This window comes from Rahnella aceris (assembly GCF_011684115.1).
Classification (GTDB): domain Bacteria; phylum Pseudomonadota; class Gammaproteobacteria; order Enterobacterales; family Enterobacteriaceae; genus Rahnella; species Rahnella aceris.
This window is the reverse complement of the sequence record NZ_JAADJV010000001.1, coordinates 1,663,805-1,688,396: the sequence shown is the minus strand read 5'-3', so window position 1 is coordinate 1,688,396 and position 24,592 is coordinate 1,663,805. Positions and strand designations below refer to the sequence as shown.

General features: G+C 51.6%; 31 protein-coding genes. 14 read left to right on the top strand and 17 right to left on the bottom strand.

What is annotated here, in order from left to right; all coding sequences use genetic code 11:
* Positions 1 to 4: 4 nt before the first annotated feature.
* The 7 genes from fliL to fliF form a co-directional block, all read right to left on the bottom strand.
* On the bottom strand, positions 5 to 505 hold the full coding sequence (gene fliL, locus GW591_RS07550) for a flagellar basal body-associated protein FliL (RefSeq protein ID WP_013575802.1): 501 nt from the start codon (positions 503 to 505) through the stop codon (positions 5 to 7).
* 208 nt (positions 506 to 713) lie between these two features.
* Complete coding sequence (locus GW591_RS07545) at positions 714 to 2,102, bottom strand: flagellar hook-length control protein FliK (RefSeq protein WP_015690045.1); 1,389 nt, start codon at positions 2,100 to 2,102, stop codon at positions 714 to 716.
* Complete coding sequence (fliJ, locus tag GW591_RS07540) at positions 2,099 to 2,545, bottom strand: flagellar export protein FliJ (protein ID WP_013575800.1); 447 nt, start codon at positions 2,543 to 2,545, stop codon at positions 2,099 to 2,101. The genes GW591_RS07545 and fliJ overlap by 4 nt, the downstream gene beginning before the upstream one ends.
* Before the next feature lie 21 nt (positions 2,546 to 2,566).
* The gene (fliI, locus tag GW591_RS07535; RefSeq protein WP_013575799.1) at positions 2,567 to 3,931 is read right to left on the bottom strand and encodes a flagellar protein export ATPase FliI; all 1,365 of its coding nucleotides are present in this window, start codon (positions 3,929 to 3,931) and stop codon (positions 2,567 to 2,569) included.
* Entirely contained in the window at positions 3,931 to 4,584 is a 654-nt protein-coding gene (gene fliH / locus GW591_RS07530; RefSeq protein WP_370447467.1) for a flagellar assembly protein FliH, read from the bottom strand. Before fliH ends, fliI begins: the two co-directional genes overlap by 1 nt.
* A 124-nt stretch (positions 4,585 to 4,708) precedes the next feature.
* Positions 4,709 to 5,701, bottom strand: a complete 993-nt coding sequence (gene fliG / locus GW591_RS07525; protein ID WP_013575797.1) for a flagellar motor switch protein FliG — start codon at positions 5,699 to 5,701, stop codon at positions 4,709 to 4,711.
* Positions 5,698 to 7,407, bottom strand: coding sequence for a flagellar basal-body MS-ring/collar protein FliF (fliF, locus tag GW591_RS07520; protein ID WP_015690044.1), 1,710 nt, complete (start codon positions 7,405 to 7,407; stop codon positions 5,698 to 5,700). The genes fliG and fliF overlap by 4 nt, the downstream gene beginning before the upstream one ends.
* Before the next feature lie 282 nt (positions 7,408 to 7,689).
* Here fliF and fliE point away from each other — a divergent pair, with 282 nt between their 5' ends.
* Positions 7,690 to 8,004, top strand: coding sequence for a flagellar hook-basal body complex protein FliE (gene fliE / locus GW591_RS07515; protein ID WP_013575795.1), 315 nt, complete (start codon positions 7,690 to 7,692; stop codon positions 8,002 to 8,004).
* Positions 8,005 to 8,859: 855 nt separating this feature from the next.
* Here the strand turns inward: fliE and GW591_RS07510 are convergent.
* Positions 8,860 to 9,159 (bottom strand): hypothetical protein, encoded by a 300-nt coding sequence (locus GW591_RS07510; protein WP_191996173.1) that lies wholly within the window; start codon positions 9,157 to 9,159, stop codon positions 8,860 to 8,862.
* On the opposite strand from GW591_RS07510, the gene GW591_RS07505 reads away from it, so the two are divergent.
* Together GW591_RS07505 and GW591_RS07500 are read left to right on the top strand one after the other, a co-directional pair.
* Entirely contained in the window at positions 9,109 to 10,014 is a 906-nt protein-coding gene (locus tag GW591_RS07505; protein ID WP_037034430.1) for a bestrophin family protein, read from the top strand. The genes GW591_RS07510 and GW591_RS07505 overlap by 51 nt on opposite strands.
* 144 nt (positions 10,015 to 10,158) lie before the next feature.
* Positions 10,159 to 10,398, top strand: a complete 240-nt coding sequence (locus tag GW591_RS07500; protein WP_013575792.1) for a hypothetical protein — start codon at positions 10,159 to 10,161, stop codon at positions 10,396 to 10,398.
* A gap of 80 nt (positions 10,399 to 10,478) precedes the next feature.
* On the opposite strand, the gene GW591_RS07495 is transcribed toward GW591_RS07500, so the two are convergent.
* Entirely contained in the window at positions 10,479 to 10,943 is a 465-nt protein-coding gene (locus tag GW591_RS07495) for a GNAT family N-acetyltransferase (protein ID WP_013575791.1), read from the bottom strand.
* Positions 10,944 to 11,273: 330 nt separating this feature from the next.
* Here GW591_RS07495 and GW591_RS07490 point away from each other — a divergent pair, with 330 nt between their 5' ends.
* On the top strand, positions 11,274 to 11,447 hold the full coding sequence (locus GW591_RS07490; protein WP_013575790.1) for a hypothetical protein: 174 nt from the start codon (positions 11,274 to 11,276) through the stop codon (positions 11,445 to 11,447).
* A 63-nt stretch (positions 11,448 to 11,510) separates the two neighbouring features.
* Here GW591_RS07490 and GW591_RS07485 read toward each other — a convergent pair whose 3' ends face one another.
* A complete protein-coding gene (locus tag GW591_RS07485) occupies positions 11,511 to 11,711 on the bottom strand; it encodes a DUF7736 domain-containing protein (protein ID WP_013575789.1) in 201 nt (66 codons plus the stop codon).
* Between the two features lie 158 nt (positions 11,712 to 11,869).
* On the opposite strand from GW591_RS07485, the gene GW591_RS07480 reads away from it, so the two are divergent.
* Entirely contained in the window at positions 11,870 to 12,139 is a 270-nt protein-coding gene (locus tag GW591_RS07480) for a hypothetical protein (protein WP_013575788.1), read from the top strand.
* A 69-nt stretch (positions 12,140 to 12,208) separates the two neighbouring features.
* Here the strand turns inward: GW591_RS07480 and GW591_RS07475 are convergent, their stop codons facing one another.
* Positions 12,209 to 12,484 (bottom strand): hypothetical protein, encoded by a 276-nt coding sequence (locus tag GW591_RS07475; RefSeq protein ID WP_013575787.1) that lies wholly within the window; start codon positions 12,482 to 12,484, stop codon positions 12,209 to 12,211.
* A gap of 233 nt (positions 12,485 to 12,717) precedes the next feature.
* Positions 12,718 to 13,239, bottom strand: coding sequence for a DUF4186 domain-containing protein (locus tag GW591_RS07470; protein WP_166860435.1), 522 nt, complete (start codon positions 13,237 to 13,239; stop codon positions 12,718 to 12,720).
* A 41-nt stretch (positions 13,240 to 13,280) separates the two neighbouring features.
* Between GW591_RS07470 and GW591_RS07465 the strand changes: the two genes are divergently transcribed.
* Positions 13,281 to 13,535, top strand: coding sequence for a hypothetical protein (locus tag GW591_RS07465; RefSeq protein ID WP_037034427.1), 255 nt, complete (start codon positions 13,281 to 13,283; stop codon positions 13,533 to 13,535).
* A 70-nt stretch (positions 13,536 to 13,605) separates the two neighbouring features.
* Positions 13,606 to 13,764, top strand: coding sequence for a YqaE/Pmp3 family membrane protein (locus tag GW591_RS07460; RefSeq protein ID WP_015690040.1), 159 nt, complete (start codon positions 13,606 to 13,608; stop codon positions 13,762 to 13,764).
* Between the two features lie 94 nt (positions 13,765 to 13,858).
* On the opposite strand, the gene GW591_RS07455 is transcribed toward GW591_RS07460, so the two are convergent.
* From GW591_RS07455 to fliD, 5 genes are all read right to left on the bottom strand, one after another.
* On the bottom strand, positions 13,859 to 14,035 hold the full coding sequence (locus tag GW591_RS07455) for a GhoT/OrtT family toxin (RefSeq protein WP_013575783.1): 177 nt from the start codon (positions 14,033 to 14,035) through the stop codon (positions 13,859 to 13,861).
* 118 nt (positions 14,036 to 14,153) lie between these two features.
* Entirely contained in the window at positions 14,154 to 14,801 is a 648-nt protein-coding gene (locus GW591_RS07450) for a helix-turn-helix transcriptional regulator (protein WP_225444887.1), read from the bottom strand.
* A gap of 419 nt (positions 14,802 to 15,220) precedes the next feature.
* Positions 15,221 to 15,583 carry a flagella biosynthesis regulatory protein FliT gene (gene fliT / locus GW591_RS07445; RefSeq protein WP_013575781.1) on the bottom strand — a complete coding sequence of 121 codons (363 nt, stop codon included), beginning with the start codon at positions 15,581 to 15,583 and terminating at the stop codon, positions 15,221 to 15,223.
* Positions 15,558 to 15,995: a flagellar export chaperone FliS gene (gene fliS, locus GW591_RS07440; protein ID WP_013575780.1), complete on the bottom strand. Its 438-nt coding sequence runs from the start codon at positions 15,993 to 15,995 to the stop codon at positions 15,558 to 15,560. The genes fliT and fliS overlap by 26 nt, the downstream gene beginning before the upstream one ends.
* 14 nt (positions 15,996 to 16,009) lie before the next feature.
* On the bottom strand, positions 16,010 to 17,446 hold the full coding sequence (gene fliD, locus GW591_RS07435; RefSeq protein ID WP_013575779.1) for a flagellar filament capping protein FliD: 1,437 nt from the start codon (positions 17,444 to 17,446) through the stop codon (positions 16,010 to 16,012).
* Positions 17,447 to 17,821: 375 nt separating this feature from the next.
* Here fliD and GW591_RS07430 point away from each other — a divergent pair, with 375 nt between their 5' ends.
* The 7 genes from GW591_RS07430 to tcyN all read left to right on the top strand — a co-directional run bounded on the left by GW591_RS07430 (position 17,822) and on the right by tcyN (position 24,317).
* Positions 17,822 to 19,102, top strand: a complete 1,281-nt coding sequence (locus GW591_RS07430; protein WP_013575778.1) for a FliC/FljB family flagellin — start codon at positions 17,822 to 17,824, stop codon at positions 19,100 to 19,102.
* Positions 19,103 to 19,410: 308 nt separating this feature from the next.
* Positions 19,411 to 20,133: an RNA polymerase sigma factor FliA gene (locus GW591_RS07425; RefSeq protein WP_013575777.1), complete on the top strand. Its 723-nt coding sequence runs from the start codon at positions 19,411 to 19,413 to the stop codon at positions 20,131 to 20,133.
* 54 nt (positions 20,134 to 20,187) lie between these two features.
* Positions 20,188 to 20,694: a flagella biosynthesis regulatory protein FliZ gene (fliZ, locus tag GW591_RS07420; protein ID WP_013575776.1), complete on the top strand. Its 507-nt coding sequence runs from the start codon at positions 20,188 to 20,190 to the stop codon at positions 20,692 to 20,694.
* A gap of 188 nt (positions 20,695 to 20,882) precedes the next feature.
* Positions 20,883 to 21,893: a D-cysteine desulfhydrase gene (locus GW591_RS07415; RefSeq protein ID WP_166860431.1), complete on the top strand. Its 1,011-nt coding sequence runs from the start codon at positions 20,883 to 20,885 to the stop codon at positions 21,891 to 21,893.
* A 135-nt stretch (positions 21,894 to 22,028) separates the two neighbouring features.
* Positions 22,029 to 22,829 (top strand): cystine ABC transporter substrate-binding protein, encoded by an 801-nt coding sequence (tcyJ, locus tag GW591_RS07410; RefSeq protein ID WP_015690037.1) that lies wholly within the window; start codon positions 22,029 to 22,031, stop codon positions 22,827 to 22,829.
* Positions 22,830 to 22,899: 70 nt separating this feature from the next.
* Positions 22,900 to 23,568, top strand: coding sequence for a cystine ABC transporter permease (gene tcyL, locus GW591_RS07405; RefSeq protein ID WP_013575773.1), 669 nt, complete (start codon positions 22,900 to 22,902; stop codon positions 23,566 to 23,568).
* Positions 23,565 to 24,317, top strand: coding sequence for an L-cystine ABC transporter ATP-binding protein TcyN (tcyN, locus tag GW591_RS07400; RefSeq protein WP_013575772.1), 753 nt, complete (start codon positions 23,565 to 23,567; stop codon positions 24,315 to 24,317). Before tcyL ends, tcyN begins: the two co-directional genes overlap by 4 nt.
* The last annotated feature ends 275 nt before the right edge of the window (positions 24,318 to 24,592 follow it).

Here is a 24,592-nt window from a genome sequence, read left to right as displayed (position 1 = left end):
TTGTTTATCGCAGTATGAAAGCAGTGAAAAGCACGTCGTTGATCACCTGAGGAGGCTGACCTTTGACCAGTGGCGCGTCCAGAACCTGTTTGATGTCCTGAACCAGCTGTTGTTTACCCGCTTCGCTGGCTAACTCCGTCGACTTCTGACGGGAGAGCAGCAACAGCAGGCGGCTGCGAACTTCAGGCAGGTATTCATTAAGCGTAGCGCGATTTTTTTCGTCCGGCAGACGCAGGGTCAGCCCGACATACAGCACGCGGTCAGGATCGTTATCCGCCGTTTGCAGGTTAACGGTGAAGGTATCCAGTGCCAGGAAAATCGGTGCCGCAGGCGGTTCGTTCTTTTTCACTTCAGTCGTCTGTGTTCCATTTCCGGATTGTTGCTTGTGCAACATCCACCAGGCGTAACCGGCCGCACCACAGGCTCCGATGGCAATCAGTAACAGCAGAATCATCATTAACGGCCGCTTTTTTTTACGCGACGCCGAGAGAGCAGAGTCAGACATGGATGAGGCGATTTCCTGTAAGTATGAGCCGTCTGGCGCGAGAAGCACCACACTGCTGAGTCAATTCTGAAAACGATTATCCCGCTTATCCCGTTGTTCAATAGTCAGAATAGGCGGGGTAAATAAGGTCAGCTCTGCCGTTTGAATTAAGGACGAACTGACCGTCAGCAATTATCTGAAACAATTCTGCGAACTTTTACGCAAATTCCTACGCAAAAATGTCCACGCTGTTGTTGCCGCTGACCCGTGAAGCGAGGGAGGCCGGAACCGGCAAGGCATCGCTGGCAGAGGGAGTGCTGCCGGAGCTGAACGCCGCCCAACTGGCGGCATTACCTTGCTGCGAACCGGACTGACTTTGCTGCTGGGCTTGCTGCCACTGCGAACTGTCACTGCCGACGCTGCTCTGACCCAGGCTGATGCCGTTGTCTGCCAGCGCGGTTTTAAGCTCCGGCATGGCGGCTTCAATTGCCGAGCGCACGCCGCTGTGACCGGACACAAAGTGGAGCTGTGCCTGATTGTTTTCAATCTTCATGCTGATCTGGATAGAGCCCAGATCAGCCGGATGCAGACGAAGTTCCGCGGTCTGTTGCCCCTGACGGTTGAACATCATCACCTGCTGACCCAGCTGTTGCTGCCATTCCGGCGTACCGAGTTGTGCATTAAGCAACGGCGTTGTTGGCGCGGTCACGGCGCTGGTCATGGTTGGCGTGCTGGAAACCGGCGCGGAAGAGACGGCAACGGCGGCGGTGTTGAGCTGATTCAGTGCCTGCGTGCCGTTATCGGCAGCGCGGCTGTCATTTTGCTGCAGAGCCGCGGCATTGCCGGCTGCTGCGCTCATTGACGCCAGCGCGCTGCTAAAATCAGGTGTGTTGCTGGTGGCCGCTTTACTGCTGGCGGCATGTTGTGCGGAGCCCGACGCGGTATTGCCTGAGGCGGCGGCCGCTGCTTTCGGATCGGTGTCCGTTACTGCAGCGGTTTTGCCATCAGCCGTCAGTAAGGAAGAGGCGGTCAGACCGGCGAGCAGTGAACTCTGCTTATCGGTTGTGGTGGGTTCGCTGCTGACGGTTTGCGTGGCGACGGTGGTGGCGGTTTGAATCTGCTGAGCCGGTTGCTGCTGCGCCGCAAGTTGCGCGAGCAATGACTGAACAGAAAGGTCAGCACCGGCGTCAGTGCTGTCTTTATCTTTATCGCTCAGGGCGGCATCTTTGACCGGGACGGAGCCCGTGCCTTTCAGATTGCCGGTCGGCAATATCTGAATCGCGGCGATCATTTTGCTCAGATCACTTTCATCCAGCATCAGGCTGCCGTCTTCTTCACCAGAAGTCACTGCCTGCGTCAGGGTTGTTTTATCGACGACCACCCCTTTGGCAGAGATTTGCTGGCCGAGTTTGGCTAACGTACTGGTGATTTTCGGATCCACTTTTTCGCCGAGCTGGGCTTCAAGCTGGCTGGCGAAATCCGCCGGGCTGGTAGCGCCCGGCTCGGTGATCGCACTGACGTCCGTTGCCGGTGACGTACTGACAGAGGCACTGCCGGTCGCCGCGCTCGCGGTGGTCTTCGCCGTGGTAACGGCTGCAGGCAAAATATTCAGATTCATGGTTGTTTCTTCCTGTGTGCGCTGCGCTGGGCGAACTCATCGTTCTGCTTTTGATCAATCTTATTTTCCAGAGAACGTTGCTGCTCACTGGCGCGGGTTTGCAACGTCTGGTACGCATTGAGCCGTTGCTGCTTGTCCTGCCACTGGTTAACCGCCATATTCAGCCGCTGATCCCATTGTTGTAGCTGTTTGCGGTGCTGCTCAATCGCCACTTCCAGTGTGCCGATAAACTGTTGGTAGTTTTGCCAGGTATTCGCGGCAATCCCGTCGGTCATGGTGGAATTGAGTTTTTCCCGGTATTCACGCTGATAATTGAGCAGCATGGTGAGCTGCTCGTCAGCCTGACGTTGCGATTGTCGGATTTGGCCCAAATGACTGGTCGCCTGATCCAGCGCTTTTTGCGCCAGCGAGCAAAGTGTGATTAACGGCGATGAACTTTCCATTTATGCCTCGCTTATCTTGGTTTAGCCCGGGAACAACATGTTCAGTTCCAGACAGGCGTCTTCATATGTGCTGCGTTCCATGATGTCCTGTTGCAGGAAGTTCTCCATCTGCGGATACAGCTTGATAGCGCGATCGAGCATCGGATCGCTGCCTGCGGCGTATGCACCGACGCTGATCAGGTCACGGTTGCGCTGGTAGCTGGACAACAATTGTTTGAAATTACGAACGCGCCCGTACTGGGCGTCGTCAATAAGCGAGGTCATGGCACGGCTGATCGACGCTTCAATATCGATTGCCGGATAATGGCCGGATTCCGCCAGACGGCGCGACAGCACCACATGGCCGTCAAGAATGGCGCGGGCGGAGTCAGCAATCGGATCCTGCTGGTCATCCCCTTCGGTCAGTACGGTATAAAACGCGGTAATCGAGCCGCCGCCGCTGATGCCGTTACCCGCGCGTTCAACCAGCGCAGGCAGTTTTGCAAACACGGAAGGCGGATAGCCTTTGGTGGCCGGTGGTTCGCCGATCGCCAGGGCGATTTCACGCTGCGCCATGGCATAACGGGTCAGGGAATCCATAATCAGCAATACGTGCTGACCGCGGTCGCGGAAGTCTTCGGCGATACGCGTGGCGTAAGCGGCACCCTGCATACGTAAAAGAGGAGAGACGTCAGCCGGTGCTGCGATAACCACAGAACGGGCACGACCTTCGTCGCCCAAAATGTTCTCGATAAAGTCTTTGACTTCACGGCCACGTTCACCAATCAGTCCGACCACGATCACGTCGGCTTTGGTGTAGCGCGCCATCATGCCGAGCAGGACGGATTTCCCGACACCTGAACCGGCGAAAAGCCCCATACGCTGTCCGCGACCCACGGTCAGCAGGGCGTTAATGGCGCGGACGCCGACATCCAGCACATCGGTGATCGGTGTACGTTGCAGCGGGTTAAACGGCGGCGTGATAAGCGCCGCGCGATAGCCGGTGTCCGGCGGCGGTAATCCATCCAGTGGCTTGGCGCTGCCATCTAGCACACGGCCGAGCAATTGCGTACCGAGCGGCAGTTGTTTACCTGCGGTCTGGCCGTCGGCGGCAATACGGGCATACACCCGCGCGCCCGGCAAAATACCTTCCACTTCTTCCAGTGGCATCAGGAACAGGCTCTGACCGTTAAAGCCGACCACTTCGCTTTCGACTTCCTGTACGACCGGCCCGTCATGGCGCTCAATCAGGCAGGTCGCACCCAGCGGTAACTGCAAACCGGTGGCTTCCAGTACCAGACCTGTTGCCCGCGTCAGACGGCCATAACGACGGACTGACGGCGTACGCGCCATGCGTTTTTCCGCGTCATCCAGCGTTTTCAGCAAACGGCTCAGTCGGGCGGTCATCAGAGATCTCCCGGTGCGGCGAGACGGCACAGTTCATGCCAGCGGGTGGCCAGCGAAGCGTCCATATCGCCATCTTCGGCACTGACTTTACAGCCGCCGCTGTGGATCTGGCTGTCGGCCAGCAGTCGCCAGCCGTTCATGCTCAGGCTGGCTCCCAGTTGCAGTTCCACACGCTCGAAATCTGCCGGGTTAACGCGCAGTTGCGGTTTGCCCTTGAACATCGGTTCCTGCTGGATAAGTTGTTGGATCTGATTAAGCAGGGCGGAACCGTCACAAATCGGCGCCTGACCAATAATCTGTTTGGCGGCAGTCAGCGCCATTTGCATCAGACGGGAAGCAATGACGCTGTCCAGCGCATCCAGTGTTTGCTGGAAGTCAGAAACCATATGCTGCCAGTGTTCAGTCAGAACCGCCTGCTGTTGCTGACCTTCCTGCAAACCCTGCTGCTGCCCGGCTTCCAGACCTTGCTGGAAACCGGCGGCGTAACCTTGTTTCTGTCCGGCTTCGAGACCCTGCTGGAAACCCTGTTGTTCGGCGTGACGCTGAAGATTGAGCAATTCATTCTGGTCTACCTGAACTTTTGGCAGACCGTCGTCTTGCTCTGGTTCGCCGCCGGCCAGCAAAGGTTCATCGGGCGTGGTAAAGACGGGCATTCTGAGGTCGCCCGGTCTCCACCGCTGCCATGGCAAAGCATTGATGCGCTCAGCATGACGTTCTTCCGCCGTTTTCTTTTCCGGTGCCGGTTTGTCAGACTCTGGTGAGTCAGTATTAGGAGCATCAGACATAAGAATCCTCGCCGCCGCCAACCATCATTTCGCCGGACTCTGCCAGGCGGCGAACCGTCTGCAGAATTGCTTTTTGTTCGTTCTCGACCAGAGACATACGCATCGGTCCGCGGTTTGCCAGATCGTCGCGCAGGATATCTGCTGCACGTTGCGACATGTTGCGCAGGAATTTGTCGCGCAATGGCTGTTCCGCCCCTTTCAGTGCAACCAGTAACGATTCGCCTTCGACTTCCTGCAACAGGCGCTGGATACTGCGGTCGTCCACATCCACCAGGTTTTCGAACAGGAACATCTCGTCGATAATTTTCTGCGCCAGTTCGCCGTCGTAACCGCGAACGGCTTCGATAACCGCCTCTTCCTGCTGAGTTTTCATCAGGTTGATAATTTCTGCCGCAGTACGAACACCGCCCATCTTCGAACGTTTGAGGTTCTGGCCGTCGAGCAGGTTGTTCAGCACTTCGGTCAGTTCCGCCAGCGCCGCTGGCTGGACACCGCCGAAGGTCGCGATACGCAGCATGACGTCGTTGCGCAAACGCTCGTCGAACAGCGCCAGAATATCGGCAGCCTGACCACGTTTGAGGTGAACGAGGATGGTGGCGATAATCTGCGGATGTTCGTCGCGGATAAGATCGGCTGCCATCAGCGGTTCCATGAAGTTCAGTGTTTCCATGCCGCTGGTGGTTTCGCGCGATTCCAGAATGTCTTCCAGCAGGCTTGACGCACGCTCCTCGCCCAGCGCTTTGGTCAGTACCGCACGCAGATATTCGCTGGTATTGACGCTCAGTGCGGCGTACTGCTCGGATTCGTCCTCGAACTCGTTCAGCACTTCCGCCAGCTGCTTGTTAGAAATTTGATGGATATTCGCCATCGCGCCACTGATTTGCTGCACTTCGCGAGGGGAGAGGTGTTTGAACACCTCCACCGCGCGGTCTTCACCCAGCGTGATCATCAAAATGGCGCTTTTTTCGGTTCCGGTCATAGTCATGGTTGTTCGGTACTCATCCATTGGCGGATAACCAGGGCGACGATACGAGGATCCTTATCGGCCAGCTCCTGCACACGTTGGGTCTGAACTTCAACACTGACACGCTGTTGTGAACGTTTACGTTTTTCCAGCTCGTCATTGCTGAGTTTGACCGGTTTACTGCCTTCAGGCTGTGGCATGGTGGCGGCAAGCGCGGCTGCGGCTGCGGCATCTTTCTCTGCCTGCTGTTTGCGCAGCATCGGACGAACCATCTTGCGCCACAACAGCCAGGCCACAATCAGCACCAGTAACCAGCGACCTGCATTGAGTAACTGATCGAAGAACGCCTGTTGTTTCCAGAACGGCAGCTCGCCGGAATCGTCAGCCGCTTCGTTGAACGGTGTATTCACCACGTTCAGCGTATCGCCACGTTCCTGAGAGAAGCCCATCGCTTCGCGTACCAGATCATCAATTTTCTTCAACTGATCGTCAGTCAGCGGCTTCGCTTTGCCATCCGGTCCGACCTGGTAGTTAACGACAACCGCCGCAGACAGACGCTGAACGGCACCGGCGCTGTGCTGGGTATGCGTGATGGTGCGGTCAACTTCATAGTTGGTGGTTTCATCACGACGACGGTTGGACGGCACATTGGCATTCGCGGTGGTGGCTGCATTTTGCGCATTATTGCCGGTCTGATTTTGTGTGCCATTTGCATTGTTTGCCGCTGGCGGGGTCGTCACCGGTGCCGTTGCTGCCGGAGCAGGCTGGTTGCTCAGTGCACCCGGCACGCCGCCGACCGATGACGCGCCAATCTGGTCGCTGGTGCTTAGCTGACGCGACCGCACAGCCGCTTTATCGGCTGAACCATTTGGCTGATAGTTTTCATCTGTCTGTTCACGGCTGGCGTAATCAATCTGCGCGGTGATTTGCGCATGCACGTTACCGTTGCCGACCACAGGTTGCAGGATGGACTCGATACGACGTTGCAGACGACCTTCCACTTCATTGGCATATTTCAGCTGGGAAGCATTCAGGTCACGCCCGTTGTTATCAGATTGCGTCAGCAGATGACCGCTCTGATCCACCACGGTAACGTTCGCAGGCGGTAAGCCGGAAACACTGCTCGACACCATATAAACGATGGCGTTGATCTGGCCGTCATCCAGCGCACGCCCCGGCTGTAAATTCAGGGTCACAGAGGCGGAAGGATTTTTTTGTTCGCGGACAAATAAGGAAGGCTTAGGAATGGCTAAATGGACACGGGCGCTGCTGACCGGGCCCAGCGTTTCGATGGTACGTGAGAGCTCACCTTCCAGCGCGCGCTGATAGTTGATCTGCTCGCTAAACTGGCTGATGCCGAATTTTTCCTGATCCATTAATTCAAAACCAACCGCGCCGCCTTTAGGTAAACCGGCAGCCGCCAGTTTCAGACGCGTTTCATACACTTTGTCGGCAGGGATCAGCAACGCACCGCCGTTATCAGAAAACTGATAAGGAATGTTCATTTGGGTCAGCTGAGTGACGATGGCGCCGCCATCCTGGTCACCGAGATTACTGAAGAGCACCTTATAAGTAGGCTGCTTAGCCCACAGCATCATGACAACAACAATAGCCACGGCTGCCGCAGCAGCGATGGCGATAGGAACTTTTGGGTTGGCGCGCAGGCGATTAAGCAACGCAGTAAAACCGCTTGGAGGGGTTTCTGCGCCGGCTATTGCGGAACTCATACAAGATCCCTATTTAGCTGTTGAATGGTGGTGTTCATGTTGTCTCTTAACAAAACAGACTCCCAAGTGCGCAATCGTTGAAGCGTGACATTTTTCAGTCCTCCATACAGGCAGGCCTATTTTCTAGGTGAGCCATTATTTGCCGCTTAACGCAAAGTTAATGGCCCGATAAGCCATGGTTTTTAGGTTCAATTACCGCGTTTAGGAAAAAACTGATGTGATAGGGTGTCATTCCATGAAAGAAGCCATTTGTTCACCGACACCCCGATAACCGGAGAAAGCATGTCAATTCAAGGCATTGAGAGCGTTTTACAGCAGATGCAGGCCACGGCTATCCAGGCCGGTGCCGCACCAAAGACCGATACCGCATCAGAGGCCGGTTTTGCCAGCGAATTAAAAGCGGCATTAGGTAAGATCAGCGAGACCCAGAACAACGCAAAACTGGAATCTGAAAAGCTGGAGATGGGTGTTCCCGGTGTCAGTCTGAACGACGTGATGGTCGATCTGCAAAAATCCTCGATTTCATTGCAGCTTGGGGTCCAGGTAAGAAATAAACTGGTAGCAGCGTATCAGGATGTGATGAACATGTCGGTGTAGGGGAGAATCTGGCGGATAAAGCGGGTGCAGGGGGTGAGCAAAAAGTTTGCCCTGTTATCACCTCCATTGAACACAATGAAAATATTATTTTCTAACTGATTAATTTGTATTAATAACTGCTAATTATTTCTTCTTCCTATTTCACTTAATAAATAACATCAGAAACACATCCGTTTTTTACGTTTAAGGCGTACTTTTACCGTTGTTATTCGCATGAAAGCTTTTAATTAGCTTGTTAATCATCATGCGAGTTATTTCACCCGGGTTTTTACAATCTGACACCATTGTTTTTAATTTGTATTAAGTTTGGCGTTCGGATATTTATTGTCCGGTAATTCTTATGAAGCCTGTAGATCCATGCGCAGGCAGGGGAAAATGATTAATAATCATTATCAGCATCCTTCGCGGCTGACCGGAGTATCAGCCAGATCAACAACCCGATGACCGCCAGAACGATGAGTACAATAAAAAGAATTTTCATCAGTACACCATGCTTAAATTTTCCGCCATGCTCTCTCAGATTGACATAAATTGACAATCTATTTCGGCGTGAAGTAAGCGTAATTATTGCTTCAAAACGTTACGTTATAAAAAGTTTAATTTAAGAGATGAAAAAGACAATGAAATTAACCCCGCCATGATTGAAAATGACCGGACGGGATGCCGCCCGGCGGGGTTGTGAATCATTCAATAATCGTTTCGGATATCATTTATTGATGAGCTGATAAAGAACCATGCGGCAATACCTGTGATCATCGCAATACTTAACATTATGTTCATGGCTCCAGTCCTTCACGTCAGTAGGGTGAGTTGCATCTTTACGGAGCATCTGATCGAATTGTTACAGGAAGTCAGTTATGGGGGAATTTTGGCCACTTTATTTACTTTCCTCCTGTTACTATTATCGACCTTAACGGGCAGTAACTTGAGGTTGCAGAGGGAATAAATCAGCGTTGTGAATGGGATAACCGGCGAGTTGTAACGGAGAACTGTAAGTTTCAGAAAAAATGTTACCGGTGTCACAAAATTGTCCTTTGCATGGGCAGGTTTATTTGCCAGAATCGCAAAAAAAAACGCTTCACCTGCATAAAGCACCTGCACAAAATGATAATCCGTCCCCCTCGTCACTGGTTCTTGCGTTTGTTCGCCTGGCATGGTTCTGTCCTGCCCAGTATTCTGTTCCGTCTGAGTCTCAATTTACTGATGTCACTTGCCGCCATTCTCACTCTTCCCTGGTATGAGACCCTTGGCGTGAAACTCACACTCGCGCCTTTCAGCCTGCTCGGTGTCTCTATTGCGATCTTCCTCGGCTTTCGTAACAGCGTCGCGTACGCACGTTATATTGAGGCGCGGCAATTATGGGGTGGTTTGCTGATTGCCTGCCGGACATTACAAAGTCAGGTGATGGCTGTGTGTCCGGGAGAGGCGCAGCGCGTGACTGCGTTGCTGCTGGCGTTCTGTTTCAGCCTCAAGCACCAGTTGCGTCACAGTGATCCGCGTCCGGATCTTCAGCGTTTGCTGGGTGACGATGCGGAAGATATTCTGTCGCGCCGTGCGCCGACAAATATGGTTCAGCTGCGGTTGTCACAATGGCTGGCTGAACGACGCCGCAGCGGTGAACTGTCGGATATTGTCTATACCCATATGGATTCCACGCTGTTACAGCTTTCACAAGTGGTCGGTGGGTGTGAACGCATCGTTAGCATGCCGATTCCGTTTGCGTACGGTCTGTTGCTGCACAGGACGGTATATCTGTTCTGTAGTTTGTTGCCGTTTGCACTGGTGGTGGATTTGCACTACATGACGTTGCTGGTGTCAGGTTTTATTTCTTATAGTTTTTTGTCGCTTGATACGCTGGCGGAAGAGCTGGAAATGCCTTTTGGTCTGGCCAATAACCATCTACCGCTGGATGCTATGTGCACCAACGTAGAGATTAACCTGCGTGAGATGAACAACCAGACGCAACTGCCGGATACCCCGATGCCGGATCCGCGCTTCCGTCTGACGTAGAGGTGATCGTGCGCACGAATTGGCTAATTATTAATCAGTGCAATGGCAAAATTCTTAATGTTCATGAAGCTGTCATAATTTAGAAACAAAAGTGAAATAGGATGTAGGAGCTAAAACAATCCCTTCCGATATCACGAGGTCGTTATGTCAGTTATTCAGGCCAAATCATTGCACGAAGCTGAAGATCTGCTTAATTCCGGTATGGTGAAAAAAGTCGAGCTGGCTTTTAATATTAACAGTGATGAGTTTTTCAAACTTGCGCTGGAATGTGGTGACCGTGGTGCGAAAATTACCAAGGGTAAAAATTTCTTTATCATCACACTTAAAAAATGGGTTATTCCGTCGAATGACCAGACTGCAACAAAAAGCAACGTTCTGATGTAATTGCTTTTTGCATCTCCATAACCCTGTCATAAGACAGCGTTATGGAGGTATTTATTGCCACTTCTGCCGTTTCCCGTGCGTTACCTCATCGCTTTCATCATATAAACACTCAGCGGATCCGGGGACAACGCATAGTCGCCAAACGCTTCTGTCCGGCAATAACCCAGTTTTTCATACAGCGTGATGGCTTTTTCCTGAAACACACCCGTTTCCAGAAACAGGTCTTTGTACCCCAACGCTTTCAGTTTCTTTTCCATTGCGGCAATCAGTAATGAGGCAATGCCCTGACCGCGATACAGCGGGCTCACGTAAACACGTTTCATTTCCGCGAGGCCGTGTTTTGTGATAAACAGACAGGCGCAACCGGCCCAGTCATCATCAACCCTCGCCATAAAACACGTGATCTCACCTTCATCAAGTTCAGTGATGTTAATTCCCTGAAACGATTCCGGCGGGTAGAGCGGATATTGATAGGCATCCAGCTCAGCAATCAGTCGTGTCAGATGCGGATGAGTCGCATCGGTTTCAAAAATCTGGGCACTCACAGCGCAGGCTCTCAATGTAACAAAGTGGATTTATATTTTTAACTTAAATCACCCCGAAAACAAGGGGCTGGCAGGCAGAAGTGTGGCGGAAAACCGCCTTTGCGTAAGAAGAGTGTAAAATTTAATTATGTTCCTGATACGTCTGTCAGAGTTATCCGATTTTAAGTGCCTCCGCTTCATTTTATACATGTTCTTTATTTCTTTTATGTAACATTCATCCCGAGTGATTAATGTATGCGATGAAATAACCTGGAGTGATTAATGATTTGCGTGTTATCGCGCTGGGGGAAAGGAAGTATATTATAAGAGGTTGATTGAAAGGATAAAATTATGGCTGTCTATCCTGTTGGCGTTTTTGTCACGCTTACTTTTACACCAGGTTTATTTGAAATTGTCGCTGTTCTGGATGAGGTTAAACCAGTGCAATATCAGGTCATTAACGTTGAAACGGGCAATGTGATCAGGGTGAATGAACACTTTATCCGCGGCATCGTGAAGCCTTAGATTTGTATTAAATGACGATGAACTCAGGAGGCCGGGCAATACTGTTTGCCCGGCCTTTCGTTTTTAGTCCGGCATCAGGTTGTTAAAATCCTCTTCATACAGGCTGCGGCATTCTTCCATAAACTCCGGGTATCCCAGTTCTGAGGTCTGAACTTCACGGCCAAGTCGCTTTTCCAAATCTTCGTGAAACCACTCAAATTCGCCATGCAGGATGCCGGTAAATCCGGTCAGTATGATGCATTGCTGTGGCGTCAGTTTTTTCACAGGGGTTCCTCATGATTTTCGGGTGGCAAAAGACGGTTACGCCAGCTCTTGCGCAATATAAATGTTGAAAGAGAGAAGTGCTTCACGCCGGTATCCGGCAGGACGCGGCAATATATTCTATCCTCTAATTAATTCCACTGGAAAACAAGGAGTCACATATGGATCAGGATCTGTTTGAACAGGCACCGCTGCCGCTGCTTACCCGGTTTGAGATCGGTGACAGGGTCAAGTTGCTGACGTTTCCGGTAGGCGTACATCCGGCCAGCTATCAGCTTGATGTGGCGATCACCAGAATTCATGATGGTGAATTTGAAGGTGAAATTGTGCGCATTGCGCCACTTGGCCGTCTGGGGCATCACGAGGCGCATTTTACGGTGGGCGGGCATGTTGAATTTTTCGCCCGCAACATTCAGGGGATGGCGGCCTGAAAGTCAGGTGGCTCCTGAAAACAAAACCCCGCGTTAATGGCGGGGTTTATGGCTTTCAAAAAACAATTTTTACATCAGGGGTTTCACGTGCTTGGTGAGCGCCTGGGTGGTTAATTCGTCGGCTTTAATTTTCGAACAATTTCCACAATAGCCCACAAGATACCAGTTCCCGTCTGCGCCTTTTTCCGGATTAACTTTGTAGCGTTCGTTACGTTTACCGTAAAACTCGCGTTCCGCGTTCTGTGCTGCGTCTTCCCAAAAGCACAACGAAAACTGATGTTGTTTATCAACATGCCGTTGTCCGTTGCGGCTTCCGCCAACCAGTAAATAATGATATTCAGACATGCATCCTCCTTTTCCCAATACGGGCAATTATCCTGACAACAAGTGTAAAACTCGTTTCACCTGGAAAAGCTCATCCGAAAGACTGCAAAAACTTCAAAGGGCGTGCTGAAGACAACCCGTCGCACAATTCTTATTCCTCTAAAATTATAGAGCACGATCTTACTTGGGGATGGGAAAGCGGGAAAAATGTGACCATTATCACTTTTTATTTTTTACCGAGTGTGATGCGCCTCTTACAACAAATTCAGCTGTTGTGCGTTGTCCGGTGTGTCTGAGATTTTTTTGTTAGATTTTCGTTCTTTAGCGACCGGAGCAGGACGCTGCATTTCCTGATGAAGCCAGTGCAAAATCACCGTCACGGCATAGTGCTGCTGTGCGGGTGTCATAGCCGTATGTGCGGGGATGTGATGCCACTTTTCCAGACAGCCGCGACAGCAGGTGGCCGTTGCGTGCTGGGCAATGAATACCGGGTGACCGCGCATCGGCGTCTGTTTTCCATCCTGCTCTGGCTCTGTCGGGGCAAGGCGCTTAGCAATGAAATCCGCCGCGTGCTGGCTGACCGTCTCCGGCCCTTTATCCTGGCAATACCGGTACTCTTTGGCACCGAGATGGAAACGCTGACGGAAAGGTGAAGCGGCCAGGCGCTTAAAAACATGATCGATGGAAAACATAATCTGGATGTCCGGATCAATTCTAGGCGCAGAAATAGCGGCGTTAATCACATCATCAGTCGCCATCAGCGGCTGCCAGACCATGTTAGTCTGGCCTGACTATTCCACTCCCGCAGGAACCTGCAATGGCAGAAAAACATGTTATAGATTTGGTCATGTCGGTCAACAAGCAAGCTGAAGAAACTGCCATGCAACAGATGATGCTGCGAAACTTTATCATTGTGATGTGTCGCAGTATGACCGACGAACAAAAGAATCAGGTGAGATGGCAGATGCGCCAGATCCACCAGGTGTCGGATGCTGAACACCGCAACGGCGATACCGACATGCTGGAAAAAACACGGCGGGATGTTGAAATTATGCTGGAGCTGATCAATTAGGTTTCATCTGATGCCCGTTTCATTTCTCATGCGCTATCGTTAACACAATGATAACCAAAGGGAGAGTAAGATGGGATTCTGGAGAGTATTGATCACAATTCTTGTGCCGCCATTGGGCGTATTGATTGGCAACGGTTTCGGCGGTGCGTTTCTGCTGAACATTATCCTGACACTTTGCGGTTACCTGCCGGGTCTAATCCACGGATTTTGGGTGCAGACTCGCAAATAACACATTGTCTCGCAATAACACTGTCTTGCAGTTATCTGATCCCGGTCAGCAGGCCGGGTTCAAGATATTAAGAGGACATTCAGTGCAGGCAAACTCAGAACAGAGAGAAGAGAAGGACGACCGGCAGACTCATCGGCCAGGTAAATCCGATAATACCGGAAGTTAACAGTCTTATTTTTATCGTATCGCGGCTCACCAGCAAAGTGAACAGCACCGCAATGCCCAATCCGCCCCAGTAAATTGTTTTAATCACTTCCCACCAAACGTGCACAACTCACTCCTGCCCATGAATAAAATAACGGCGTGTATGATATTCCGTTAACATCTGGTAATCAAATATTGTGTGATGTTACTCAAGGTTTTGTATTGTATCTGTTTGGCGCGAGTTGTTATATGTTGTCGATTGTGAGCGGCGCAGGGGTAGAAAGGGGGCGTAAATGACCACGGATGGCGGTAGGGGCGAATCCAAAACGTTTCCGGAAACGCTCGGCAAAACGCGAGCCGCTTTCATAACCTACCTGATGTGCAATATGTGAAATGGCCAGATCGGTGCATTGCAACAACCGCAGTGCGTGGGTCATGCGTACATCGATCATCAGATTTCGCAGCACACAATTTTCGCCCGCAAGACGTCTGCGCAACATCACTTCATTCATCATCAGCTTTTCTGCCACTTCGGCGGCGGTAAATGATTTATGCAGATTATTGACTAATAATTCACGTACGTTATCTGTCACGCTTTCACTGTGCTGTACGGAATACCGCACACCCAGTTGCGAAAGCCAGAGTAACTGTTCGAGCATGCGGTGGCGGGTTATCGGTGCGGGCAGACCATGGTGCCAGAGAATGGCTGAGTGAGTGTCGGTAAAACTTTGTTTGAACGCACCGGGGATGTGCGGAATGACTTGCAGGGTATTAACAGCAAGAAGTGGCGGGCTGAAGCCGGTTGCGTGCAGGCCTGCATCACTGAGTAACTGATGATCCCATGCCATGATGGCGCAGCTGAAAGGGCCATTTCCGGATAAATGGTGAGTCATGCTCAACGTTTGTCCACTGTTAAGCACCAGCATTTCGCCAGCCTGCAGTGTGACTTGCTGTGCCTGATCCGTAATTGAGAGGCTTCCGTTCTGAATGAGAACCAATTGTGGCTTATCAATATAAACATCATGAATAAAAAGTTCACTATGCTGAATAAGCAGAGAAATGGTTCCTATCCCTGGAGTCACTTTTATTTTACGAACCATGATGATGATGCCCGAAAATGACGACGGCAACCTGTAGTGTGCTGCCTGATAAATAATTCCCGCTTTGCTAATACAAACAGGCTGCCGGTTAATATGTGTAAGTTATGGGAGCAGACAGAGAGAACTAGCCCTGGCAGCCAGGCGCTCTCTGCCTCTGAAACCTTATTTTTGCACAAGAAATATTGGAAAGAAAACAAACAAATATTTAATAATTATTGGCGATCGCCGAAGGCAATCGAACGGAGGTCAATTTTTCCGTAAGTCGTATTCACTTGTTGTTGTCGGGACGACTGACCAATCAGCTCGGTGAGTTTATTCATCCGGGCTTGTAACAATGTTTTAATCGTATTTTCGTTATCAAGAATAATGCGCAAATAGCGGCGGACATCATTCTGAATCATTACCGATGTCTGTTCTGACATCGGTAACCGGGTCGTGGCTTCGACTGCTTTGACGTAACTGACTTCGAGCTCAACCAGCTCATCCCATTTCTCTTCTCTCGCCAGCCGCAACATCTGCTCGCTTAAAGACAGGATCAGTTGATATTCATTAACCAGATACTGATGTTGATCCATTATATTGGTCCTGCGACGGGTGGTAGTTTGGGCCGATTTGCCGCCAGGCATCGGCGATATTTTCAAGCAAGGTCAGCACCTCAGCGATGGCCTCTTGATCGTTGTGTAAATTTGCATGCAATAAACGACGGACCATATAGGAATAAAGCGCTTCGAGGTTATCCACTAATTCAGGATCGCCTTTTTCACGACTTAATCCGGCTTTCAGTCCGCTGTCGATAATGTTAATTGCCATAGACAGTGATTTGCCTTTTTCGGCAATGCTGCCCTGCTGGATAAAAATACGAGCACGGATCAGGGCGCTGCGCGCCCCGTCGAATAACATCGTCACCAGCTGATACGGAGTGGCGCTCATGACGCCACTTTCAAGGCCTACCTGTGCGTAGGCCTGAGTTCCTTTTGCATTATACATATTCAGTTTCCTTACTAGCTTGAACTTGATGAGGACATAGCTTCGAACTGCTGCGTCAGATAATCCGCTGTGCTGTTGAGCTTCTGGATCGAGACATCAAGTGCCGTGAATTGCGTTTTATAACGGGCGATGGTGTCGTTAATGCTGGTGTTCACCTTGTTGTACTGCTCGGTGAGGCTTTTCAGCGTGGTGTTCACGGCTGTTTGGGCATTAGCAATCGTACCGGTGCTGGTGTTCAGGAACCCGCTGTTCAGGTTGCTGATGTTGGTCATCACGCCGGTGGTTTTGCCGTCACCTACCATCATGGTCTGCACAGCATTCGGGTTACTGGTTAACGCTGCACTCAGCTTGGTGCTGTCAACTTCCAGCTTACCGGTGTCCGGGTCAGTGGTAATACCGATACTCTGCAATGAACTTACTGAACCAGAACCCGAGACGCCGGTGATCGCTGACTTCAGACGTGTCTGGATGGTACGCAGTGCGCTGTCACCCAGTAATGCGCCGTTGGTACTGTCAGCCGTATCGGTGTTCGTCGCGGTGGCTGTGAACTTGGTCAGGCTGGAGAACGTATCCTGCAACTTGTTATACGCATCAACAAAAGTCTGGATAGCGGTGGAGGCTGTGGAGGTATCTTTCGCCACTGTCAGCGTTGCTGCGGTTGTGGTCGTGCCGGTCAGATTTAACGTAATCCCGTCCTGCGCGTCACTGATGGTGTTGCTTTGACGTTCCAGATCGATGCCATTAAAGGTCAGCTTGGCATTGCCTGCTGTGGCATTTTCGGTCATCGCACCGGTGCCGGTGGATGAGTTATATCCGATAATATTATTCAGCTGGTCATCACCGGTGACGCTGACGGTCATTTCTGAATTGGTACCGGTATTGTTCGCGCTCAGTACCAGCTTGTAGCTGCTGTCATCCACTTTGACGATACTGGCCGTGACACCGCCACCGGCTTTATTGATCGCATCACGAACACCGGTCAGTGAAGTCTGATCATCGGTCAGTTTGATGCTCAGTGGTTTACTGCCGTCGCCCTGGCTGATGGTCAGGGTACGGGTATTATCAGTGGTCGTGGCGCCCAGTGCGGTTTTATTGCTCGACTGCGTGGCAGAAACCAAAGACTGCGCAGAGGCCAGCTGTGTCACGGAAACGGAATATTTACCCGCCGCGGCGCCGGTGCCGGTTGTCACACTGAACGCAGACGTGTTGCTCGACGAAGCCGTGGTCGCCCCGTAAGTATTGGTCGATGACAATGCGGTCGCAGCGTCAGAAAAAGTTTGTAATGCGCTTTGGAGCGTGCCATAGGCCGTCAGTTTGGCGCTATAGCTGGTTTGTGCCGCGGTGATCGGGGTTAAACGTTTTTTTTCTGCAGTCGTCAGGTTATCCAGCAGGTCTGAAAGTTGTAAACCTGAACCGATACCTAATGAAGAGATAGTGCCTGAAGTGGCCATAATTATCCTTTACAGTTTGATTGCCCTGAGTACGTGAATTTACAGTCGCCTTCGCTTCGTTCGTTCACCGGTTTTCCTGACGGATGTCAGGTAACGGGTTCACTCCCTCGCCGCTTACTGCAACTCCAATGACTTTAGGTATAAAAGAGTCTTTAAGCCCTATCGGCACGACGGAGAAAAAGTTTAATAGATCACAACAAAAAGTAATGGCGTGAATAGGCGGTATAAGGAAGGGTAATTCTCAAAGTAAGAAAACCGGATTTTTTGAGAAATAATTCTAAAGGTTACCGCAGTACCGCCGATACAAGTTTGGACGGTGATGAACGCCGTGGGCAATAAGCCCGAACCCTTAACCAGATTTGAAGGAATACACTCATGGCTCAAGTTATCAATACCAACACGCTGTCTCTGATGACTCAGAACAACCTGAACAAATCCCAGTCCGCTCTGAGCACCGCTATCGAGCGTCTGTCCTCCGGTCTGCGTATCAACAGCGCAAAAGACGATGCTGCTGGTCAGGCGATTGCTAACCGCTTCACTTCTAACATCAACGGTCTGACTCAGGCTTCACGTAACGCCAACGACGGTATCTCTGTTGCGCAGACCACTGAAGGTTCACTGAGCGAAATCAACAACAACTTACAACGTATTCGTGAGCTGTCTGTTCAGGCTGCTAACGGCACCAACTCCGATTCCGACCTGACCTCAATCCAGGACGAAATCACTTCCCGTCTGTCTGAAATCGACCGTGTATCTGGTCAGACTCAGTTCAACGGCGTGAACGTACTGGCCTCTAACCAGACGATGAAAATCCAGGTTGGCGCTAACGATGGTCAGACTATCGACATCGACCTGCAGAAAATCGACTCTACCACTCTGGGTCTGAACGGTTTCTCAGTAGCAAGCAACGCACTGAAAACCAGCGATGCAATCACTCAGGTTGGCGCAAGCGGCTCCCTGAAAAACGTTGACCTGTCTGCAGCGGCAACTTCTCTGGGCCTGGACGCAAGCAAACTGTCTCTGAAAAACGTTCAGACAGCAGCTGGCGCAGCGACTGCAACTTACGTTGTTTCTGATGGTACCAGCAACTACGCTGCATCTGTAGATGACGCAACTGGCGCTGTAACACTGAACACCACTGACGTTTCTTACACTGACACTGACAACGGTGTTACTGCAGGTACTCAGACTGGCAAACTGGTTAAAGTTGGCGCAGACGCCACTGGCGCAGCAGTAGGTTACGTTACCGTTCAGGGTAAAGACTACAAAACTGCAGCTGGCGCTATCGTTGACGGCGGCGCTACCGGTACTGCGAACGTTGCAAGCACCATCGGCGACATCGCCAGTGCTGCTAACACCAACGCTTACACTGGCGTTGCGACTTCTGACCCACTGAAAGCAATCGACGCTGCTATCGCTAAAGTTGACACCTTCCGTTCTTCACTGGGTGCGGTTCAGAACCGTTTCGATTCTGCCATCACCAACCTGGACAACACCACGACTAACCTGTCTTCTGCACAGAGCCGTATTCAGGATGCTGACTACGCAACAGAAGTTTCAGCAATGTCTAAAGCACAGATCCTGCAGCAGGCTGGTACTTCAGTATTGTCTAAAGCTAACCAGGTTCCTCAGTCTGTACTGTCCCTGCTGCAATAATTGTCTTAGTCGACAAATTACGCAGTTCGGTTACAAACAGAACAAACCCCGCTCCGGCGGGGTTTTTTTTAACTAAAATTTACCATTCTTAAGGATTAATGCGGGGCATTCGCTGGTATAATTTAAGATAATCTTTATGTTGAGATTGTTTTTTAGTCAATCGTTTGCGGTGTTACCGGCGGACGTCTGCAAACAGAATCTGCGAGACATAATCAAAATAACCGCGTTTTTCAGGCCTTATTCAGCCGATTGATTAGCGATTATCACTGGCACAATGATACTGACCCTAAATTTGCCAGGTTACGACAGTGAGCGATCTGTATACCGCCGACGGCGTGATAGACAAAAATTCTTTGTGGCAGCGCTATGTTCCGCTTGTGCGCCATGAAGCCCTGCGTTTGCAGGTGCGGCTTCCCGCCAGCGTAGAGCTTGATGATCTACTGCAAGCGGGCGGGATCGGCCTGTTAAATGCGGTTGAGCGTTTTGATGCGATGCAGGGGACGGCGTTTACGACGTATGCCGTTCAGCGTATTCGCGGCGCCATGCTCGATGAGTTGCGTAGCCGCGACTGGGTGCCGCGTAGTGTCAGACGTAATGCGCGTGAAGTGTCCCAGGCGATGCATAGCGCAGAACAGAAATTAGGGCGACCGCCGAGTGAAGGAGAGGTGGCGCAGGTGCTGGATATTCCCATTGAGGAATACCGGCAGATATTAATGGATACGAACAGTAGCCAGTTGTTTTCTTATGACGAATGGCGCGAAGAGCACGGCGATACTGCCGAGGCATTGATGGAAGGGCACGAAGAGGCCAACCCGTTACATCATCTGTTGGAGGGTAATTTACGCCACCGGGTGATGGAAGCTATCGATGCGTTACCTGAACGGGAGAAGTTGGTACTTACGCTTTACTACCAGGAAGAGTTGAATTTAAAAGAGATCGGGGCGGTGCTGGACGTCGGGGAATCCCGTGTAAGCCAGCTCCACAGTCAGGCGATTAAGCGTTTGCGAACACGCCTGGCCAACGACCACTGATCCGCTTTTTCCTGGCCGGTTATACATTTTATATCCCTTATCAGGAATAAATTTATGCCAGCGGGAATCAAAACAAGGCCTTTAAGCCGTTATCTTAAAGATTTTAAACACAGTCAGACTCATTGCTCACAGTGTGCAAAAGAACTCGACAGGATGGCACTGGTGTTTCGCGGGCAAATCATCAATAAAGAGGCCATCGCCAAGATGGACCAGCCTATTGATGATGACGTGTGGCACAACCTGTCGCAGGAACTGACCGCACTGTGTCGTTTTTGCAGTGAGATAAGCTGTAACAGCCATTCGTCCTATTTTGACATTATGGCGTTTAAGCAATATCTGTTTGAGCAGACTGAGATGAATCACAGCACGGTGCGCGAGTATGTTGTCCGCCTCCGCCGTCTGGATGAAATCCTCTCTGCAAACAACTATCCTCTGGATAAACTTTCAGGGGACAGTATCCACCAGCGGATCATCAATGATTTGCCGGTGGCGGGTCATGACAACTACCGTATTGCCCTGCGCAAATACGACCAGTATCTGGCCTGGCAGAAATCCGCGTAATCGGATCTCAGACAGACTGACACGCAATGCACAAACAGGCTCCTCCGGGAGCCTGTTTTTTTGTCTTGAATCTGTCCGCAGTTTCTATAAATTCTTTATATACTTACTCAATAACCTGTCTCTAAACTCAAACCAACTTCGACTATAACGACTTCGTGCGGCACCGTGCTGTGCGTCAGGGGAACATCGTGCCTGCTAAAATTTCTTTGCTTAAAACCCGGCTGGAAGCCTTCGATCGGATCGATTTACTGGGCAGCGCCACGCCGCTGGAAAAACTGCATCGTCTTTCCGAATACGCCGGACGTGACATTTACATTAAACGCGATGACATCACGCCGCTGGCGATGGGCGGTAACAAGCTGCGCAAACTGGAATATCTGGCCGCCGCAGCGCTGGCAGAAGGTGCGGATACGCTGGTGACCGCTGGTGCCATTCAGTCAAATCATGTACGCCAGACCGCCGCCGTGGCCGCCAAACTGGGCCTGAAATGCGTTGCGTTGCTGGAAAACCCGATCGGCACCACCGAAGTCAATTATCTGAGCAACGGCAACCGTCTGCTGCTGGATCTGTTCAATGTGGAAGTGGTGATGTGTGACGCGCTTGATGACCCGATGGCGCAGCTTGCAGAACAAGCCGAACGTCTGGAAGCACAAGGTTTTCGTCCCTACGTCGTGCCGGTTGGCGGTTCCAATGCGCTTGGTGCACTCGGCTACGTGCAGTGCGCGCTGGAAATCGCCGAGCAGTCTTCGGCCAGTTTTGTGGATTTCAGTGCCGTGGTGGTGGCATCGGGCAGCGCCGGTACGCACGCTGGTCTGGCCGTCGCTTTGCAACATTTAATGCCAGACACGCAGTTGATTGGTGTGACAGTGTCGCGCAGTGCCGATGCCCAGCGTCCCAAAGTTGAAGCCATTGCCCGGGAAGTGACAACACAATTACAACTGGGTGAGAAAACGCCGTCAATTACCTTGTGGGACGAATATTTTGCGCCACGCTACGGTGAGCCAAATGAAGCCGGAACCGCCGCCGTGAAATTGCTGGCAGAGCAGGAAGCCATGCTGCTGGATCCGGTGTATACCGGCAAAGCGATGGCCGGATTGCTCGACGGTATAGCGCGTGATTTGTTCCCGGATGAAGGCCCGATCCTGTTCATTCATACCGGCGGTGCACCGGCACTGTTTGCGTATCATCCGCAGGTTTAATACTCTAAAATCCGCTTATGCTTTTTTGAGCTAAGATTATGGAATTATATTCCTGATAACTGACGCGGCGGGTGCTACTGTGCGCAAATTCGTAGGGGATATAGCGTTCTATAACTAACTATAACTGAGGTGAATATGGGTTTTTCTACACTGCGTCGTCGTTTACTTCTGGGTGCTGTTGCGGTCACGCTGACAGCAGGCATGGTCAGCAATACTTTTGCTGACGAAGGGTTACTGAAGAAAGTCAAAGATCGCGGCACCTTGATTGTCGGGCTGGAAGGGACTTACCCTCCGTTCAGTTTCCAGGGTGAAGACGGCAAACTGACCGGCTTTGAAGTCGAGTTCGCCGATGCACTGGCGCAGCACATGGGCGTTAAAGCGAAACTGCAACCGACCAAATGGGACGGCATGCTGGCTTCGCTGGAATCCAAGCGTATTGATGTGGTGATCAATCAGGTGACCATTTCGCCTGAGCGTGAGAAAAAATATGACTTCTCTACGCCATACACCGTTTCCGGTATTCAGGCGCTGACTAAAAAAGGTCAGGAAGGCACCATCACTAAACCTGAAGATCTGAAAGGCAAAAAAGTCGGCGTGGGTCTGGGCAGTAACTACGAGCAATGGTTGCGCGAGAATGTGCAGGGCGTGGACATCCGTACTTATGATGATGACCCGACTAAATATCAGGATCTGCGCGTAGGCCGTATCAACGCCATTCTGGTTGACCGTCTGGCAGCACTGGATCTGGTGAAGAAAACCGGTGATACCTTAGCCGTTGCAGGCGCACCGTTCTCCCGTCTGGAATCTGGCGTGGCCATTCGCAAAGACAACCCGGAACTGCTGGCTGCTATCAACAAAGCGATTGCTGAAATGCAGAAAGATGGCTCGCTCGCCAAAATCTCTGAAAAGTGGTTTGGTGCTGACGTCACAAAATAATACCCGTAAAACCGGAGCGTCAGACTGGCGCTCCGGCTCATTACGAACTGATCCATAAGGTTCTTATCGGATGCAAGAAAGTATTCAACTGGTGCTGGATTCAGCACCATTTTTATTGAAAGGAACACTGTTTACGCTCCAGCTCAGTCTGGGCGGAATGGTGTTCGGTCTTATCCTGGGCTTCGTGCTGGCGCTGATGCGCCTTTCGCATTTCTGGCCGCTGTCATGGTTATCGCGTTTTTACGTCTCCGTTTTCCGTGGCACGCCGCTGATCGCCCAATTGTTTATGATCTACTACGGTCTGCCACAGTTTGGCATCGAGCTGGATCCTATCCCGGCAGCCATGATTGGCCTGTCGCTCAATACCGCGGCCTACACCTCCGAAACCCTGCGTGCGGCGATTTCGTCCATCGAAAAAGGGCAGTGGGAAGCGGCGGCCAGTATTGGTATGAATCCGTGGCAGACCATGCGCCGCGTGATTTTGCCGCAGGCCGCCCGCACCGCGCTGCCGCCGCTCGGTAACAGCTTTATCGGCCTGGTAAAAGATACCTCGCTGGCCGCGACCATCCAGGTGCCGGAACTGTTCCGTCAGGCACAGCTTGTGACGTCGCGCACGCTGGAAGTGTTCACCATGTATCTGGCCGCATCGGTTATCTACTGGGTGCTGGCGACTGTTTTATCCTTCCTGCAAAACCGTCTGGAAGACCGCGTTAACCGTCAGGATCAGGAGCCTTCATGAGTACCATTGACGTAAAGCAACTGACAAAAAAATTCCACGGACAAACGGTGTTGCACGGTATCGATTTACAGGTCAACGCCGGCGAAGTGGTAGCGATCATCGGGCCAAGCGGTTCGGGTAAAACCACCTTGCTGCGCAGCATTAACCTGCTGGAAGAGCCGGACGGCGGCACCATAAAAGTCGGCAATATCGAAATTGATGCCAGTAAGCCGCTCAGTAAACAGAAGAATAACGTCCGTGAGCTGCGCAAGCAGGTGGGGTTTGTTTTCCAGAACTTCAACCTGTTCCCGCACCGTTCAGTCCTGGAAAATATCATCGAAGGACCGGTGATTGTGAAGGGCGAGTCAAAAGAAAAAGCCATCGCCACAGCACGTCAGCTTCTGGAAAAAGTCGGGTTAAGCGGCAAAGAAAATGCCTATCCGCGACGTCTCTCCGGTGGCCAGCAGCAACGCGTTGCCATCGCCCGCGCACTGGCGATGAGCCCGGAAGTGATTTTGTTTGATGAACCGACCTCCGCGCTCGATCCGGAACTGGTGGGTGAAGTGCTCAACACTATCCGCGCACTGGCACTTGAGCACCGCACCATGGTGATTGTGACCCACGAAATGAGTTTCGCCCGTGACGTGGCAGACCGCGCTATTTTTATGGATCAGGGGAAAATCGTGGAGCAGGGGCCAGCGAAAGAGCTGTTTTCGAATCCGCAACATGCCAGGACGAAACAGTTCCTGGAGAAGTTCCTGGCCCACTGAGATCAAAACCGTGGGCGTCGGCCCACACCGACTTGGGGGACGGCTTATCGCCGCCGCCCCCCAAGACCCCCCCGGCTCTTTCACTGCGCGCTTCGCTGGAGGCTATGTTTCAGCGAGCGAGGTGACAGCCGCAAAATCCCGCCGCTACGCGGCAAGATTTCCAGCCTGTCGCAGTGTTTCCTGAAACATAGCTTGCGTGCGGATCACTTGTTTGAAAAAGCGAGGGGAGTTCAGAGGGGAAAAGCTTTTCCCCTCTGGTCGGTTTCGGCGCGAAA